The organism is Halorubrum sp. Atlit-28R (assembly GCF_003665955.1).
In the GTDB taxonomy this organism is placed as follows: Archaea; Halobacteriota; Halobacteria; order Halobacteriales; family Haloferacaceae; genus Halorubrum; species Halorubrum tropicale.
In genome coordinates, this window is sequence record NZ_QPLS01000006.1 from 207,224 (window position 1) to 222,465 (window position 15,242).

General features: G+C 69.7%; 13 protein-coding genes. 5 read left to right on the forward strand and 8 right to left on the reverse strand.

The annotated features are described in order from the left end of the window. Positions 1 to 103: 103 nt before the first annotated feature. From DVK06_RS11650 to DVK06_RS11665, 4 genes are all read left to right on the forward strand, one after another. Positions 104 to 1,060 carry a DUF5787 family protein gene (locus tag DVK06_RS11650; RefSeq protein ID WP_121600371.1) on the forward strand — a complete coding sequence of 319 codons (957 nt, stop codon included), beginning with the start codon at positions 104 to 106 and terminating at the stop codon, positions 1,058 to 1,060. 34 nt (positions 1,061 to 1,094) lie between these two features. Further along, entirely contained in the window at positions 1,095 to 1,502 is a 408-nt protein-coding gene (locus DVK06_RS11655) for a cyclic nucleotide-binding/CBS domain-containing protein (RefSeq protein WP_121600372.1), read from the forward strand. 114 nt (positions 1,503 to 1,616) lie between these two features. After that, entirely contained in the window at positions 1,617 to 2,981 is a 1,365-nt protein-coding gene (locus DVK06_RS11660) for an LLM class flavin-dependent oxidoreductase (protein WP_121600373.1), read from the forward strand. 363 nt (positions 2,982 to 3,344) lie between these two features. Beyond that, the gene (locus tag DVK06_RS11665) at positions 3,345 to 3,719 is read left to right on the forward strand and encodes a tautomerase family protein (RefSeq protein WP_121600374.1); all 375 of its coding nucleotides are present in this window, start codon (positions 3,345 to 3,347) and stop codon (positions 3,717 to 3,719) included. A 39-nt stretch (positions 3,720 to 3,758) separates the two neighbouring features. Here the strand turns inward: DVK06_RS11665 and DVK06_RS11670 are convergent, their stop codons facing one another. Then, positions 3,759 to 4,232, reverse strand: a complete 474-nt coding sequence (locus DVK06_RS11670; RefSeq protein WP_121600375.1) for a deoxyuridine 5'-triphosphate nucleotidohydrolase — start codon at positions 4,230 to 4,232, stop codon at positions 3,759 to 3,761. A gap of 275 nt (positions 4,233 to 4,507) precedes the next feature. Here DVK06_RS11670 and DVK06_RS11675 point away from each other — a divergent pair, with 275 nt between their 5' ends. Next, positions 4,508 to 6,493: an aconitate hydratase gene (locus DVK06_RS11675; protein ID WP_121600376.1), complete on the forward strand. Its 1,986-nt coding sequence runs from the start codon at positions 4,508 to 4,510 to the stop codon at positions 6,491 to 6,493. Positions 6,494 to 6,713: 220 nt separating this feature from the next. On the opposite strand, the gene DVK06_RS11680 is transcribed toward DVK06_RS11675, so the two are convergent. The 7 genes from DVK06_RS11680 to rpoB form a co-directional block, all read right to left on the reverse strand. Next, entirely contained in the window at positions 6,714 to 7,367 is a 654-nt protein-coding gene (locus DVK06_RS11680; RefSeq protein WP_053770165.1) for a 30S ribosomal protein S7, read from the reverse strand. Next, positions 7,364 to 7,792, reverse strand: coding sequence for a 30S ribosomal protein S12 (locus DVK06_RS11685; protein ID WP_006111505.1), 429 nt, complete (start codon positions 7,790 to 7,792; stop codon positions 7,364 to 7,366). The genes DVK06_RS11680 and DVK06_RS11685 overlap by 4 nt, the downstream gene beginning before the upstream one ends. 202 nt (positions 7,793 to 7,994) lie before the next feature. Beyond that, complete coding sequence (locus DVK06_RS11690) at positions 7,995 to 8,807, reverse strand: hypothetical protein (protein WP_121600377.1); 813 nt, start codon at positions 8,805 to 8,807, stop codon at positions 7,995 to 7,997. A 44-nt stretch (positions 8,808 to 8,851) separates the two neighbouring features. Continuing rightward, positions 8,852 to 9,271, reverse strand: a complete 420-nt coding sequence (locus DVK06_RS11695) for a NusA-like transcription termination signal-binding factor (protein WP_053770167.1) — start codon at positions 9,269 to 9,271, stop codon at positions 8,852 to 8,854. After that, positions 9,271 to 10,485, reverse strand: a complete 1,215-nt coding sequence (rpoA2, locus tag DVK06_RS11700; RefSeq protein ID WP_121600378.1) for a DNA-directed RNA polymerase subunit A'' — start codon at positions 10,483 to 10,485, stop codon at positions 9,271 to 9,273. Before rpoA2 ends, DVK06_RS11695 begins: the two co-directional genes overlap by 1 nt. After that, complete coding sequence (locus DVK06_RS11705; protein ID WP_199236338.1) at positions 10,478 to 13,411, reverse strand: DNA-directed RNA polymerase subunit A'; 2,934 nt, start codon at positions 13,409 to 13,411, stop codon at positions 10,478 to 10,480. Before DVK06_RS11705 ends, rpoA2 begins: the two co-directional genes overlap by 8 nt. After that, positions 13,412 to 15,241: a DNA-directed RNA polymerase subunit B gene (gene rpoB, locus DVK06_RS11710; RefSeq protein ID WP_053770170.1), complete on the reverse strand. Its 1,830-nt coding sequence runs from the start codon at positions 15,239 to 15,241 to the stop codon at positions 13,412 to 13,414. Position 15,242 lies beyond the last annotated feature (1 nt).

Here is a 15,242-nt window from a genome sequence, read left to right on the forward strand (position 1 = left end):
TACCGGTTTCGACCGGCGGCGGGGCGACGACCGGGGGCGGGCGGAACCGGAGCCCGAGCGCGGTCGCCGACGCGCTTTAGCCCGCCGCGTCCCTTCCTCACCCATGGAGTACCGGTTCGAGCTGGCGCTGTGCGCCGCGCTCGAATCCCCCGACCGGGTCGTCGCCCGCCAGCTCGGCGCGGGCGTCGAGACGCCCGGGACGCGCATCGTCGACGTCTGCCTGCTGTCGCGGGGGCCCGGCTTCGACGACCGGGCCGCGATCAGCGCCGAGCGGATCCCGGACCCCGCCGTCGAGGCCGCCGTCGGCCCGGGCGAGGCCGTGCCCGTCGCCGACGCGTTCGACCTCCCGCCGGACCGGGCCGCGGCCGTCGTCGACCGGGCCGTCGAGGTCGGCTACCTCGAACGCGAGCGACGGAACGGGCGGGACGCCGTGCGCGCGACGGCGCGCTACCCGGACGACTGGGTCGGCGGCCTCGTCGCCGTCGAGAACAAGCCCGACCTCGGCACGCCGGGCGACTTGGAGGCGCAGCTGCGCTACGACGCCGCGCTCGGCCTGTTCGACGAGGTCGTGCTCGCGACCGCCTCCTACGTCACCCGCGCGCACCTCAACCGGATCCCGGAGGCGGTCGGCGTCTGGCGGTTCGACCCGGAGACGGGCGAGCGCGAGGTGGTCCGCGAGCCGACGCCACTCGACCCGGACGCCCCCGGCGTCGAGATCCGCGCCGAGCGCCCCTCCCGCACGGACGTCGCCCTGGTCGGTCCCGAGGCGAAGGCGCGCAAGCGGCGCCGGGTCGCCGAGCGCGCGTACGGGAAGGGGTGGCGCCCCGAGCCGCCGGCGTGCGCGCACGGCGAGGCGACCGCCGACGGGCGGCCCCGCTGCGCGCACTTCGACCGCGTGGTCGACCCCGGCCGCGAGTGCGGGAGCGGGTGTCCCGCCTTCGAGCCGGCCGACCCGACCACGGCGGACCGCGACCGCCTCCGCGACGAGCGGACGGCGTGGGTCGCGGAGCCCGAGGGGGCCGGGCCGCGCCGGCAGTCCGGGCTCTCACGGTATCTGTGAGAACGCTTATACGGTGAGGGCGGCTGTTTCGGGTATGGACGAGATCGAAGACGTGTTCGTCGCGCGGCTGATGTCGACGGACCTCCACACGGTGACGCCGGACACGCTGGTCGAGGACGCGGCCGCCGTGCTGCTCGACAACGACATCAGCTCGGTGCTGGTCGTCGACGACGACGGAGAGCTCGTCGGAATCTTGACCTCCACGGACTTCGTCGACATCGTCGCGAAGAGCCAGCCGAAGGCAGAGACGACCGTCGAGCGGTACATGACGCGCGATCCGATCACGGCGGGCGCGCAGGACGGCGTGGCGGCCGTCGCCGAGACGATGCTCGAACACGGGTTCCACCACGTCCCGGTCGTCGACGGGGGGACGCCCATCGGCATCATCACCACCTCCGACTTCGCCGCGTACGTCTCCTCGCCGGAGTCGGTCTCGGCGTAACGCGCCCCGCGTCGACCTCGGCCGCGGTCGTCGAGTCCCGGGAGTCCGTCCGTGACCGCGACAAGTCCCGCCACTTCCTGTGCCCGTATTACCCCGGAGCGCGTACCGAGGGCCGTGTCCGATCACCTACACCTCAACCTCTTCACCATGGCCTCGGTGGAGCACGTCTCGCCCGGGTCGTGGCGGTACCCCGGCGACCGGTCGGCGGACTACGCCGACCGCGAGTACTGGACCGAGGTCGCGCGCACCGCCGAGCGCGGGGGATTCGACGCGGTGTTCTTCGCGGACGTGCGCGGCATCTACGACGTGTACGGCGACGACCGCGAGACCGCCGTCGGGAAGGCCGTCCAGACGCCCGCGAACGACCCGCAGCTCGTCGTCCCCGCGATGGCGGAGGTCACGGACGACCTCGGCTTCGCGGTGACGCGTTCGACGACGTACACTCACCCCTACCAGCTCGCGCGAGAGTTCTCGACGCTCGACCACCTCACCGACGGGCGGGTCGCGATCAACGTGGTCACCTCCTACCTGGAGTCGGCCGCCGAGAACCTCGGGCTCGACGAGCGGATCGACAAGGAGACGCGCTACGACCGCGCCGACGAGTTCCTCGACGTCTGCTACAAGCTCTGGGAGGACTCCTGGGAGGACAACGCCGTCGAGGTCGACCGCGAGGCCGGCCGGTACGCCGACCCGGAGAAGGTTCACGCGGTCGACCACGAGGGCGACCACTTCTCGGTGCCGGGGCCGCACGGCTGCGAGCCGTCGCCGCAGCGCACCCCGGTCGTCTACCAGGCCGGCTCCTCCGACTACGGCCGCTCGTTCGCCGCGCGCAACGCCGAGGCCGTCTTCGCCAGCCAGCCGACGGAGGAGGGCGTCGTCGAGTACATGGAGGACGTGAAAGCGCGCGCGGCCGACGCCGGCCGCGACCCCGAGAGCCTCCGCTTCTTCATCGGCGTGGTGCCGGTCGTCGGCGAGACGCAGGCGCTCGCGGAGGCGAAGTACGAGGAGTACAAGCGGCACGTCGACGTCGAGGCGACGCTCGCGCTGCTCTCCGGCTTCCTCGACATGGACCTCTCCGAGCTCGACCCCGACCAGAAGGTCGAACACATCGAGACGGACGCGATCCAGGGGACGATGAACGCCTTCACGAAGGCCCAGCCCGACCGGGAGTGGACGGTGCGCGAGGTCGCGGAGTTCTGCGGGCTCGGCACCACCTCGCCGAAGATCGTCGGGACCCCCGAGCGCGTCGCCGCCGAGCTCCAGCGCTGGCACGAGGAGGTCGGCGTCCACGGGTTCAACGTCAAGGAGGTCGTCCGCCCGGACTCGCTCGTCGACTTCGTCGACCTCGTCGTCCCGGAGCTGCGCGAGCGCGGCCTCGTCCCCCCGGCCGACGCCGAGCCCCCGGGGGAGACGCTCCGCGAGCGGCTCCTCGGCGAGGGGCAGACGCGGCTCCGCGCGGACCACCCCGCTCGGCAGTAGTCGGGTCGGATCGACAGACAGATCGGCGGTCGTCGGGTCGCAGTCGGGCGGATTCCCGGTTCCTGTTGACCGCGTGTTGTGAACGCGTTGCCGCTAACTAATACGACAACGCTGCCGCCCCCGGCACGCTTAAGTGTCTACCACCGCTTGTTTCAGGTGACGCTTCGCTTGGAGGGCCGAAGCGTCAGCGGGGACCTACAGAACGACACGCTCGTGCCATCTTTTCCCGGCACGGGCGTGCCGTTCGTTCCTTTACCTACCGAGCGACTCGCTCGCGCAGCCGCCGCGCGCGCCGAGGCGTCCGCACCCGAAGTCGCGCCCGAGAGCCGATAGCGCGAAGTCGCGCCCGGCCGAATCGCGGGTATGCCCCTGTTACAGTTCTCGACCACGCTGTCGCTGTCGCCCGCGGAGCGGGAGTCGTTCGTCGCGTTCGTCACCGACCGGTACACCGAGGAGATGGAGACGACGGCCGGACACGTCGCCGTGACGATCGCCGAGCGCGAGCCGTCGGCGATGGCGATCGGGCGGGGGGTCGACGGACCGCTCCTCTTCCTAGACGCCGAAATTCGCGAAGGCCGCCCGTTCGAGTACAAGCGCGCGTTCGCGCTGGCGGTGATGGAGCGGGCGGTCGAGGCGTTCGGCGTGCCCGAGCCGAACTGCAAGGTCGTGTTCACCGAACACGCGGGCGAGGACATGATGGGCATCGACCGCGTCGGCGGGGACTGGGACGGGGCGTAGTCGGCCTCGGGGGTTCCCGGGGCGCCACATACCGCCCGCTCAGAGGTTCTCCTCCTGGTAGGCGCCCTCGTACGTCCCGTCGTGGTCGGCCTCGGCGAGGACGAGCTGCGCGATCCGCGCGCCCGGCTCGATCTCGACGGGGTGGCCCACGTCGAGCCGGCCCTCGCCGACGCCCTCGTAGCCCGCGTCCCACACTGCGGTGTCGAGGGTACAGGCGTTCCGCAGCAGCGTCGAGCGCGGGAGGACGAAGCCGATCCGGCCCTCGGGGATCCGCACCGGCTCGCCGTAGCGAACGACGTAGCTCCCGCGTTCGAGCCGGTAGCAGTCGCCACGGGGCTCCAGCTCCCGCCGCTCGCCCACGCGCTTGCCGTCGCGTCCGAGGCGGCCCGGTTCGGTCTGTGCGAACACCGCGTCGACGGTGAGGTCGACGCCGTTCGGCTGTCGCTGCGCGTCGTCGAGGTCGGCGCCGGCCGCCTCCAGCGCCGCCGCGACCGCGGCTCCCGAGTCGAACATGCGCGTCCGGAACCGCGGGCGAGCCAAAACGGTGTCGCCCGCGAGTCGCGGCGCCGGCGGGGGAACCGGCCGGTATCACCGGGACCATCTATTCGGCCAATTTCGGCCGTTTCAGGCGTTTAATGTCCTAAAACACTCGGGACGGCTACGTATTTCACGGTGCGTGGTACCACGCGGAGATCGGGGCGAAGGTTGCCGTATCGCGGGATCTAACACGGTCGATCTTCTGGAAACTCGCGGGTTTTATATCCACGGGAGGGCCATCATCGCGTACTATGGGACAAACGATTACCGAGAAGATCCTCGATGACCATCTCGTCGAGGGCGAGCTGACGCCCGGCGAGGAGATCGGCATCGAGATCGACCAGGTGCTGACCCAGGACACGACGGGGACGATGGTGTGGCTCCAGTTCGAGGCCCTCGAGATGGACGAGGTCCAGACGGAGCTCGCCGCGCAGTACTGCGACCACCAAACGTACCAGTTCGACTTCAAGAACACCGACGACCACCGCTTCCTCCGCTCCGCGGCCGGCACGTACGGCGCCTACTTCTCGCGGCCCGGCAACGGAATCTGCCACCAGGTCCACAAGGAGAACTTCGCCGCGCCCGGCAAGACGCTGCTCGGCTCCGACTCGCACACGCCGACCCCCGGCGGGCTCGGCCAGCTCGCGATCGGCGCGGGCGGGCTCGACATCGCCGTCGCCATGGGCGGCGGCCCCTACTACGTCGAGATGCCAGAGGTCGTCAACGTCCACCTCGAGGGCGAGCTGCCCGAGTGGGCGACGGCCAAGGACATCGCGCTCCACCTGCTCGGCGAGCTCACCGTCAAGGGCGGCGTCGGCAAGATCTTCGAGTACACCGGCCCCGGCGCCGAGAAGCTCACGATCCCCGAGCGTACCACGATCACGAACCTCGGCACCGAGCTCGGCGCCACCTCCTCGATCTTCGCGACCGACGAGAAGACGAAGGACTGGCTCGCGCGCCAGGACCGCGAGGACGAGTACGTCGACCTCCAGCCCGACGACGACGCGGAGTACGCGGAGACGATCGAGGTCGACTTAAACGAGCTCGAGCCGCTCGTGGCCGCGCCCTCAATGCCCGACAACGTCGCCCCCGTCAGCGAGTACGAGGGCACCGACGTCGAGCAGGTCATCGTCGGCTCCTGTACCAACGGCGCCTACGAGGACATCCTCCCCAGCGCGAAGATGCTGGAGGGCCGCGAGGTCGCCAAGCAGACCGAGATGATCGTCGCGCCCGGCTCGAAGCAGGCCTCCGAGATGCTGGCCCGCGAGGGCTGGACCGCGGAGATGATGGCGGCCGGCGTCAACTTCTCCGAGGCGACCTGCGGCGCGTGTATCGGTATCGGCCACGTGCCCGCCTCCGACTCCGTCTCGCTGCGCACCTTCAACCGCAACTTCGAGGGGCGCTCCGGCATCGAGGACGACTCCGTCTTCCTCTGCTCGCCCGAGGTCGCCACCGCGGCGGCCATCACCGGCGAGATCGTCGACCCGCGTGACCTCGCGGACGAGCTCGGCGACCTCGAGGCCCCCGGCCTGGAGATGGGGACGAAGTACGGCCCCGGCATGGGGAAGGACGACTCGGACATCATCTCGCCCGACGAGGCGATCGACGACGGACTCGTCAAGGGCCCGAACATCGGCGACGTGCCGCTGAAGGACGGGATCGACGTGGACGGCGGCGAGGCCCTCCTCAAGATGGAGGACAACATCACCACCGACCACATCATCCCGGCGACGGCGGACATCCTGAAGTTCCGCTCGAACATCGAGAAGCTCTCCGAGTTCACGCTCTCGCGCGTCGACGACACGTTCGCCGAGCGCGCGCTCGACGCCGACGGCGGCGTCCTCGTGGCCGGCGAGAACTACGGCCAGGGCTCCTCGCGCGAACACGCCGCGCTCTGTCCGATGTACCTCGGCATCGAGGCCGTCTTCGCCCAGAGCTTCGCCCGCATCCACAAGGCGAACCTCTTCAACTTCGGGATCGTCCCGCTGGCGATCGACGAGGAGACGTACGAGAAGATCGACCAGGGCGACGACCTCGAAATCGTCGACGACGTGCCCGCGGGCGTCCGCTCCGGGCAGGAGGAGTTCACCGTGAGCGTCAACGGCGAGTGGGAGTTCACCGCCGACCTCGACGCCTCCGAGCGCGAGCGCGACATCCTCGCGGCCGGCGGCAAGCTCTCGTGGGTCAAACAGCAGCACGCCGACGGCGGCTCCGGCGCGGCGCCGGCCGACGACTGAGCCGACGGCCGAGCGGACCGCTCGACGCCAACAGTCTCGTTTTTTCACGCGCCGACAGCGACGGTGCGACGCCCGGCTATTCCGACCGGTACGCGACGAAGTTACTGACCGACGAGAAGTGGGGACGCGACGCCGGAATCGACGACCGGCGACCCGATCGGGACGGACCCGCGGGTGGCCGACGGGAGAGAGACGAGAGAGAAAGCGCCGGCGGCCGAGTTCAGCGGGCCGCGGCGGCGACGCGCTCGCGCTCCTCCTTCTGCGAGATGGAGTAGGAGCCCTCGACGTCGTAGTCGGCGGCGGCGACGAGTTCGTTCGCGAGCGCCTCGGCGGCGGGCGTCGACGACTTGTACGTCGCGCTGGCGACGGCGTCGGAGATGAACAGCAGCGCCTGGTCGACGCGGCGCTGGGGCGCGACGTCGACGGCCTTCGGGACGGAGATGCCGCCGTACTTCAGGCGGACGGTCTCCTCGCGGGGCGCGGCGTTCTCGACGGCCGTCACGAGGATCTGGACCGGGTTCTCCTCGGTCCGCTCGTGGACGATGTCGAAGGCGTCGCGGACGATCCGCGTCGCCTGCTGCTTCTTGCCCGTGTTCTCCTCGGTCTGCATCAGGCGGTTGATCAGCCGCTCGACCAGCGAGATCTCGGACTTCTTGAACTGCTTGGACGCGTGGCGACCCATCGTATGGGCGATGGGCGTCACCGTCATGTACCGCTTCGTCGAGGGGTCCTCGTAGGCGATCTCGGTGACGTCCCAGACGCCGAACAGCTGGGCGTTCTCGTTGGCGGCCTCGCTGGAGGCGGGCGCGTCCGGGTCCGGCTCGTCGGCGGCGACGTCCTCCTCGGACGGCGCCTCGGTCTCCTCGCCGCTCATCTGACCGGCTTCTCCGCGTTCCCGCGAACCAGTTCGATCATCGACACGCCGTTGACCTTCTCGACCTTGTAGTTGACGCCGGAGAGGTCGCCCATCGCGCGACCCTTCGCACCGCCGATCCCGGCGATGGTGACCTCGTCGTGCTCGTCGATGAAGGAGATCGCGCCGTCACCGGGACAGAACGCGGTGACCTGCTTCCCGTTCTTGATGAGCTGAACCCGAACGCACTTTCGGATCGCCGAGTTCGGCTGCTTTGCCTCGATGCCGACCTTTTCGAGGACGATGCCGCGCGCCTGCGGGGCACCCTCCAGCGGGTCGGACTTCGTCTTGAGCCCGCGCTCTCGCCGAGCGTACTCGGAGTCGGACCAGCGGCGCTTCTGCCGGTCCTTTTTGAGCTTACGGGCCGCGTACTTGCCGTTCGCCATCGTACGCCTACTTCCGAACGGAGCTACTTAAGCGTCGTCTTTCTCCGTCGCGAAACGGCCTCAGATCCTCCGAGCGGTACCTCTCGACGGATCTGAGGGTGTTTCACGGGGCGTCGGTTGTCGGAAACGACGGACGTTCGCTCCCGCTGAGCCGGTAAGCGGACGAGAGCGCCCGTCGTTTCGTCCGGAACGGGACGGGGCGTCAGCCGCTCGTCTCGTCGCGCGCCGTCGCGACCCACGCCGGCTCCGTCACCGTCGCGCCGAGGTCGCGGTAGTCGATGTCGACGTCGACCGTCGCCCCCTGCCCGTCGTGTTCGCCCGCCCACGACTGTTCGAGCCGCGGCACGACGCCGGACTCGTACACGTGGACGGTCGCCGACGCCGTCTCGACGGTCTCGGGAACGTTCCGGTCGCCGTCGAAGGAGTCGGACGCGAACCGCGCGGTCGGCTCCCCGCGCACCTCGCCCGCGCCGTCGCTCGTCGGGGCCCAGAGGTTCAGCCCCTCGTACGCCGTCTCGCCGCTCGCGGTCTCGTTCCCGACGCGGATCCCAGTCAGGACCTCCGCGCGCATCCCCGATTCGAGCTCGCTCGCCGAGCGGTTCGTCGACTGCCGACCGTACCGCGTCCCGTCGGCCGTCTCGCGACGGATCAGCGCCACCCCGTCGGCGACGTACAGCTCCGAGACGTCCGGCTCGTCGGTCTCGGTCACCTCTTGTCGCACGTACTGGCGGCCGTTTTCGAGGTCGTAGGCGGCCTCGTACTCCTGTGACGGGAGCCACGGGGTCGGCTCCGCGTCGCCGTCGTGGCTCGTCGCCGCCGTCGAGAACAGCGTGGCGCCCCCGGCGTCGACGAGCGCGGCGGCGTGCCGCTCCGCGAGGGTCGCGACGTCGAGGCCGTCCTCGCTCCGCCAGTCGGCGTCGGGGAACGGCCGCTCCGCCGAGTCGCCGCCGAGACAGCCGGCGGCGCCGACCGCGGCGCCGGCGCCGACTCCGGCGAGGAAGCGTCTCCGGTCCATGCGACGAGGAACGGGCGCGTCGGCAAAAGGGCGTGGGTTCGCCGTCAGGTCAGCTGCACGTCGTCGACGTCGTAGTGCCGCTCCGCGAGCCGGCGGGCGGTCTCGATGTTCGCGCCGTCCGCGCCGATGGCGACGCCGCGGTCGGCCTCCGGGACCTCGACGTACGCCACGCGGTCGTTCTGCTCGGAGATGGTGACGGCGTTGACGGCCGCCGGCGCGAGCGTGCTGGCGACGAACGCCTCGGCGGTGTCCGCGTCCTCGACCAGTTCGATCGACTTGTCGAGCCGCCGTTCGGCCTCCGCGACGGTCTCGCCGCCCTGGCCGATCGCGGCCGCCATCTCGCCGGCCGGGACCACGAACACGAGCCGGTCGCCCTCCACGAGGCAGTCGGTCGGCGTGACCCCGGTCAGATCGTCGAACCGGCCGATGTACCGCCGCGCCTCGTCGGAGAGCTCGACGCGCATTAGTCGTCGCTCACGACGCGCGACCCCATCCGGAGGTCGACGTCGCCGGTCCCCATCGAGATGGGCTTGCCGGCGATGACGTTCTCGATGACGCCGTCAAGGTCGTCGTACTCGCCGTGGATCGCGGCGTCGAGCAGGTGGTTGACCGTCACCTCGAACGCCGCGCGCGCGAGCACCGAGTCCTTGTTGCCGGAGATGCCGTGCCGGCCGATCGACTCGATCTCGCCGTTGTTCGTCATGATGTCGGCGACGAGCATGAGGTGCCGGACGTTCACGTCGTCGAGCCCCTGCTCTTCGAGCGTGTTCTTCGTCTCGTCGATGATCGTCTCGCGGGCCGCCTCGACCCCGAGGTTCCGGTAGATCTCGTGGATGTTGTTACACGTCGTCCGCGAGGCGTCGACGCCCTCGATGTCGAGGGTGTCGCCGAACGCCGACCCCTCGGTGTAGAGGACGAACTCCTCGTCGCCGTCGATCTCCTCTTTGCGGATGACGACGCGCTCGATCTCCTCGATGCCCTTGAACACGATCTCCCGGAGCCGCTCGACGAGCTGGAGCAGCTCGCGGTAGCTCGGCTCGTTGGGGCCGAACTCGATGACCGTGCCGGCCTGTCGGGTCTCGACGCCGAGCGAGTCCTCGATCGTCTCGGCGATGATCTCCGCGACCTCCGTCGCGTCGGAGTGGGTGGGCCACCGCTCCAAGAGGGTGTCGTCGTTCAGGTCGATCCGGACCAGCATGTCCGCGACGTTCGTCGACACGTCGCCGAGCGCGAGGATGCGCGTCGCCTCGATCGACCAGACGACCTCGTGGGCCTTCTCGCGGTCGGTCGCGTACTCGCCGTCGAGGTGGACCGTCATCATCGGCGTGTCCGGCGTCTTCCGGGCGTCCACCAGCTCGATGAGCCGGGGGAGCCCCTGCGTGACGTCGATCTCCGCGACGCCCGCGTAGTGGAACGTGTTCATCGTCATCTGCGTCCCGGGCTCGCCGATCGACTGCGCCGAGACCGTCCCGACGGGGTCGAGGGGGTCGACCCGCGTCTGCTCGTAGCGGTTCACGACGCCGTCGACGATGTCGGTCGCCTGCTCGATGGTGACCTCGCCGGCCTCTTCGGCCTTCCGGTCGATGGCCTCGTACACCTTCGTCTTGAGCCGACGTGGGAGCTCGGTCGCCTCCACGACCGCCTCCATGTCGTCGGTGACGTGGTCGTACTCAGTCATCGGACTCCACCCCCGGCCCGCCGGCCTTGTTCAGCCCCGGCCCGGCGTGCTCCGAGAGGTTCGTCGGCGGCTCGCGCTCGCCGAGGAACCGCTCCTTCTCCTCGTCCGAGGCGAACTCCGCGTCGACCACGCGGTCGACGATCCCCTCGACGTCGATGCCGTCCTCCTCGCCGGAGGAGACCTTCACCGGCGAGGTGCCGTCCTCGCCGAACTCGAACTGGACGATCCGGCCCGAGGTGTCCCGGACCGTGCCGTCGTACTGCGCCTCCAGCTCGGAGAGCGCGTTGATGAGCCGGCGCTGGAGGTAGCCGGACTTGGAGGTCCGGACCGCCGTGTCGACGAGCCCCTCGCGGCCGCCCATCGCGTGGAAGAAGAACTCCTGGGGCGTGAGCCCGCCGCGGTAGGAGTTCTCCACGAAGCCGTGGGCCTCCGAGGAGAGGTCGTTCGGCCGGTAATGCGAGAGCGTCCGGTCCTCGTAGCCGCGGTTGATCCGCTCGCCGCGGACCGCCTGCTGGCCGACCGAGCCGGCCATCTGCGTCAGGTTCAGCATCGAACCGCGGGCGCCGGAGCGGGCCATCACGACCGCCGGGTTGTCGTCGCCGAAGTGCTGGTCGGCGATCTCGCCGGCCGAGTCGCGGGCCTTCCCGAGCGTCTGCATGATCTTCATCTCCAGGGTCTCGTCGACGCCGCGGCCCGGGAGCGACTCCAGCTCGCCGGCCTCGTACGTCTCGATGAGCTCCTGGACGCGGTCGTAGGCGCTCTCGATGGCGTCGTCGACCTGCTCTTCGGCCTCCGGCGGGATCGACTCGTCGTCGATCCCGATCGAGAACCCGAAGTTCATGATCGCGCGCATCGCCAGCGACGCGATCTCGTTGATGAACACGCGGGCGCGGGTCTCGCCGTACTCCTTCGTGAGCGTGTCGACGACCTCGCCGCCGAACGCGCCGACCGCGTCCTCGTCGATGGTGCCCTCGATCAGCTGGCCGCCCTCGATGACGACCTCGTCGCCGGCCGAGGAGGCGAAGGAGAGGTCCAGGTCGTCCGGGAGCAGTTCCGAGAACAGCGTGCGGCCGGTCCAGAACTCGCGGCCGTCGTCGTCGACGCCGTCGGCCTCGGGCAGCTCGTCCACGCGCGTGGCGCGCAGCAGGTCCAACGCCTGCGTCTCCGTGAACTCGGGGTTCGAGTGGGTGAGCAGGTAGGTGCCGGAGATGTGGTCCTGGATGGCGCCGATGATGTTCCCGCCGAAGCGGGGCGAGAGGATCTGCTCCTGGACGCGCATGAGGACGCGGGCCTCGGCGCGGGCCTCCTCGTTCTGGAGCGCGTGCATGTTCATCTCGTCGCCGTCGAAGTCGGCGTTGTACGGCGGACAGACGACGGTGTTGAGCCGGAACGTCTTGTACGGCATCACCACGACCTCGTGGGCCATGATGGACATCCGGTGCAGCGAGGGCTGCCGGTTGAAGATCACGATGTCGCCGTCCACGAGGTGGCGGTTCACCTCCCAGTCGGCCTCGACCTTCTCGGCGAGCTCCTCGCAGTTCTTCTCGGTCACCTTCAGGCGGCGGCCGTCGGGGCGGCGCACGTAGTTCGCGCCGGGGTGGGCCTCGGGCCCGTTCCGGACGTACTGCCGCGCCTCCTCGACGTTGCGCTCGGTGACGTTGAGCGTCTGGGTCATCTCCTTGGCTACGCGGTCGGGCACGCCGACCTCGTTCAGCGAGAGCGTCGGGTCGGGCGAGATGACCGTCCGGGCGGAGAAGTTGACGCGCTTGCCGGACAGCGAGCCGCGGAAGCGGCCCTCCTTGCCCTTCAGCCGCTGGCTGAGGGTCTTCAGCGGGCGCCCGGAGCGGTGTCGCGCCGGGGGCGTCCCGCTGATCTCGTTGTCGACGAACGTGGTGACGTGGTACTGGAGGAGCTCCCAGAGGTCCTCGATGATCAGCTGCGGGGCGCCGGCCTCGCGGTTCTCCATGAACCGCTGGTTGATCCGGATGATGTCGACCAGCTTGTGGGTGAGGTCGTCCTCGGAGCGCTGGCCGTTGTCCAGCGTGATGGAGGGACGGGTGGTCACCGGCGGCACCGGCAGCACCGTCAGGATCATCCACTCCGGCCGGGAGTGTTCGGCGTCGATGCCGAGCACTTCGAGGTCCTCGTCCGGGATGTCCTCGAACCAGTCGCGGATGTCCGAGGGCATCAGCTTGTTCATGTCCTCCTCGGTGAGGTCGACGTCGAGCGCCTTCTCGATGGCGCGGCGGTCCTCCTTGCGCGGGCGGAACTCGCCGGCCATGATCTCGTTGATCCGGTCGAGGGCGATGTCGGTCGCGTCGGCGAGCTCCTGCGGGGAGGTGCCCGGGTCGTCCTCCTCCTCGTCGGGCTGCATCGCGGCCGCGATGCGCTCGGAGTAGTCGCCCGAGAGCACGTCCTGGACCTCGTAGTAGGTGGTCGGCTTCTCGTGTTTGATGTCCGCCTGCGGCTCGCCGCAGAACGGGCAGGTCGACGCCTTCCGGGCCTGCCGGACGGCGGCCTTCAGCACGTCGTGCTCGTCGTCGCCAAGCTCCTTCGCCCGCTCGTAGCGGTCGCGGAACTCGTCGCGCTGCGCGTCGTCTAAGGCGAGCCGCCCGCACTCGCGGCACGTCGAGCGGAGCAGCCGCCGGATGAGCTTCGTGAAGCCCACGTGGATGACCGGGGCGGCCAGCTCGATGTGGCCGAAGTGGCCGTTACAGGAGCCGGAGTGGGAACCGCAGGTTCGGCACTCCAGGCCGGGGTCGATGACGCCCAGTCGCGGGTCCATCAGCCCCATGTCGATCGGATAGCCGTCGTCGTCGTACGTGTCGGCCGTGATCACCTTCGTCGCGGACATGTCCCGGTACGTCTCCGGGTCCATGAGGCCGAAGTCGATCCCGCCGAGCACTTTCGGTGTTTGCGTTGACATCTAAATCGCGTCCTCCAGTTCGAGTTTCGGTCGGATGCCGAGGGCGATCATCTCGTCGAGCAGGAGCTTGAACGCGTAGCTGACCTCCAGCTCGTGGATGTCGTCCTCGTCGCCCGTGACCGGGTCGTACACGCGGCGCTGCTCTCGGTCCTCGACGGCGACGAGCCCGGTCTCCGCGGAGACGTGGACCGTCTCGGCGTCGGAGGACTCCAAGAGTCGCTCGTTGAGCACCATCGACGCGCCGTGGCCGATGATCGTGTCGCGCTCCATCTCCCCGACGCGCAGGCCGCCCTCGCGGGCGCGCCCCTCGGTCGGCTGGCGCGTGAGCACCTGGACCGGCCCGCGCGAGCGGGCGTGGAGCTTGTTCGACACCATGTGGTACAGCTTGTGGTAGAAGATCGTCCCGACGAAGATCTCGGCGTCGATCTTCTCGCCGGTGACGCCGGAGTACATGACCTCCTTGCCGGAGGACTTGAAGCCGTACTCCTCGAGCTGGTCGCGGAGCTCCTCCTCGTCTTCGCCCTGGAACGGCGTGCCGTCGACCCGCGAGCCGCGCAGCGAGCCGACCTTGCCGCCGAGCATCTCCAGCACGTGGCCGACCGTCATCCGCGACGGCAGCGCGTGCGGGTTCATCACGAGGTCGGGGACGACTCCCTCCTCGGTGAACGGCATGTCCTCCTGGGGCGCGAGGTGGCCCACGACGCCCTTCTGTCCGTGTCGGGACGCGAACTTGTCCCCGAGCTCGGGGACCCGCTGGTCGCGCACCTTCACCTTCGAGAGCTTGGAGCCGTCCTCGCCCTCCATCAGCGTCACGGTGTCGACGACGCCCGACTCGCCCGAGCGCATCGTCACCGAGGTCTCGCGGCGCTTCTGCGGGGAGAGCCCGCCCATGTCGTCCGGCTCTTCGAGGAAGCGCGGCGGGCTGGTCTTGCCGAGCAGGACGGAGGACTCGTCGACCTTCGTCTCCGGGTTGACGAGGCCGTCCTCGTCGAGGTGCGTGTAGGCGTCCTCGCCGCGGGCGCCGCGCACGTCCTGGTCCGGGATCTCGAAGCGGTCCTCCTGGCCGCCGGGGTAGCGGCGCTCCTCGCCCTCGTAGGTCCGGAAGAAGTGCGAGCGGGTGAGCGCGCGGTCGACGGAGCCCTGGTTCATCACCAGCGCGTCCTCGATGTTGAACCCCTCGTAGGACATCACGGCGACGACGAAGTTCTGCGCCGCCGGCCGCTCGTCGAAGCTGATCTGGTCGGAGGTCTGCGTCTTCACCATCGCCAGCTGCGGGTAGTGGAGGAGGTGCTGGCGCGTGTCCGGCCGGATCCGGTAGTTCGCCGAGGGGAGCCCGAGCGACTGCTTCATCATCCCCGCGCCCATGGTAATCCGCGGGCTAGCGTTGTGTTCTGGGTACGGGATCATCCCCGCGCCGATGCCGAAGACGAGCTGCGGGTCGATCTCGAGGTGCGTGTGGTCCTCGGTCACGTCCTCCTCGTCGACGGCGACGAGGATGTCCTCCTCCTCCTCGGCGTCGATGAACTCGACGTAGCCGCGCTCGACGAGGTCCTCGAACTCGACGTCGCCGCGTTCGAGGGCCTCGATCTCCTCGTCGCCGAGGAGGGGCTCGCCGTTCTCGACGACGATGAGCGGGCGCCGCGCCCGCCCCGCGTCGGCGTTGACGATGACCTCGCGGGTCCGGTCTTTGACCGAGACGTTCACCATCTCCGAGACGTCGCCCCGGCGGCGCGCCTCGCGGATCTGTTCCGCGAGCTCGTGGGGGTTCTCGTGGGTGCCCACGAGGCTCCCGTTGACGTACACCTTCGCTTCGCGTTCTGCTTGTGCCATG

Coding starts and splice junctions, on each gene's coding strand:
- rpoA2 (WP_121600378.1), bottom strand. CDS start 10,485: ATGACTGAGTACGACCACGTCACCGACGACATGGAGGCGGTCGTGGAG.
- DVK06_RS11670 (WP_121600375.1), bottom strand. CDS start 4,232: ATGTTCGACTCGGGAGCCGCGGTCGCGGCGGCGCTGGAGGCGGCCGGC.
- DVK06_RS11655 (WP_121600372.1), top strand. CDS start 1,095: ATGGACGAGATCGAAGACGTGTTCGTCGCGCGGCTGATGTCGACGGAC.
- rpoB (WP_053770170.1), bottom strand. CDS start 15,241: ATGGCACAAGCAGAACGCGAAGCGAAGGTGTACGTCAACGGGAGCCTC.
- DVK06_RS11705 (WP_199236338.1), bottom strand. CDS start 13,411: ATGTCAACGCAAACACCGAAAGTGCTCGGCGGGATCGACTTCGGCCTC.
- DVK06_RS11665 (WP_121600374.1), top strand. CDS start 3,345: ATGCCCCTGTTACAGTTCTCGACCACGCTGTCGCTGTCGCCCGCGGAG.
- DVK06_RS11695 (WP_053770167.1), bottom strand. CDS start 9,271: ATGCGCGTCGAGCTCTCCGACGAGGCGCGGCGGTACATCGGCCGGTTC.
- DVK06_RS11680 (WP_053770165.1), bottom strand. CDS start 7,367: ATGAGCGGCGAGGAGACCGAGGCGCCGTCCGAGGAGGACGTCGCCGCC.
- DVK06_RS11690 (WP_121600377.1), bottom strand. CDS start 8,807: ATGGACCGGAGACGCTTCCTCGCCGGAGTCGGCGCCGGCGCCGCGGTC.
- DVK06_RS11650 (WP_121600371.1), top strand. CDS start 104: ATGGAGTACCGGTTCGAGCTGGCGCTGTGCGCCGCGCTCGAATCCCCC.
- DVK06_RS11685 (WP_006111505.1), bottom strand. CDS start 7,792: ATGGCGAACGGCAAGTACGCGGCCCGTAAGCTCAAAAAGGACCGGCAG.
- DVK06_RS11675 (WP_121600376.1), top strand. CDS start 4,508: ATGGGACAAACGATTACCGAGAAGATCCTCGATGACCATCTCGTCGAG.